Below are 1,190 nucleotides of genomic sequence, written 5' to 3' on the forward strand. Positions count from 1 at the left end.
GGTAATACCCCCATTTTTAATTGAATTAATGGGTAGAAAATCTAAAGCCTTGTTATTGTTTAAAAATAGGTGGACAACCATTTACTGACATATGAGGTCGTTCATGATTATAAAAGTACTGCCAGTCAGTTGTATAGTCCTGCACCTCGCTCAGATCTCGAAATAAATATTGATTTAGACACTCATAACGTACTGTACGATTAAATCGCTCAACATATGCATTTTGCTGTGGATTGCCTGGTTGAGTAAATACATGCTCAATACCATGCTGATCACACCACTTTTCCATCAGCTCACTTATATACTCTGGGCCATTGTCGGTTCTAATGCGTTTAGGTTTACCTCGCCATTCAATGAGCTGATCAAGTCCTCTCAGCACACGTTCTGCTGGCAACGAAAAGTCAATCAATATATCCAATGACTCGCGATTATAGTCATCAATCACGTTGTGAACTCGATAACTACGTCCATCACTGAGTTGATCATACATAAAGTCCATTGACCATGATTCATTCTTAGCTGTCGGTACTGCAAGGGGTTCTGGCTGTTCTCGTTTAATCCGCTTATTAGGCTTGATTCTTAAATTAAGCTCAAGCTCCTTATAAATGCGATAGACACGTTTGTGGTTCCATTTGTATTTTTTAACATTACGCAAATACAGGAAACAAAGCTTGAAGCCCCATGTTTTATGATCATTGGTTAATTGAATCAACCATTCGGCAATCTGTTGATTCTCTTCATCTAAACGAGCTTTATAGCGATAACACGTTTGACTGACTTTAAAAATTAAGCAGGCCATGCTGATTGAAATCTTAAATTGCTCAGTAGCTTGCTGAGCAAGTGACTTTCGCTGAACAGGCCTTAAAACTTTTTTAAAAGTGCATCTTGCAAGATGTCTGACTTTAGCCGCTCATCAGCATACATGCGTTTTAAACGGGCATTTTCAGCCTCAAGTTCTTTAAGCCGCGTCATCATTGAAAGATCCATGCCGCCATATTTGGACTTCCACTTGTAGAATGTAGCAGAGCTCATACCATGTTCGCGGCACAAGTTCGGTATGGGTGTTCCTGCTTCAGCTTGCTTCAAGATACTCATGATCAAGCTGTCTGAATACTTAGATGTTTTCATAGAAAATCTCCTTAAATCAAGGTTATTCGATTTTCTACTTTTAAACTCAATTATTTTTAGGG

At 38.8% G+C, this 1,190-nt stretch carries 1 protein-coding gene; it reads right to left on the reverse strand.

Going from position 1 to position 1,190, the window contains the following annotated elements:
• Positions 1 to 52 precede the first annotated feature (52 nt).
• A protein-coding gene (locus FTU39_RS13750; protein WP_180052280.1) for an IS3-like element ISAba20 family transposase occupies positions 53 to 1,128 on the reverse strand; the annotation gives its coding sequence in 2 pieces (ribosomal slippage) (positions 53 to 876 and positions 876 to 1,128; 1,077 coding nt in all).
• Positions 1,129 to 1,190: the final 62 nt, after the last annotated feature.

Source organism: Acinetobacter sp. YH12099 (assembly GCF_013419195.1).
GTDB classification, from domain to species: domain Bacteria; phylum Pseudomonadota; class Gammaproteobacteria; order Pseudomonadales; family Moraxellaceae; genus Acinetobacter; species Acinetobacter towneri.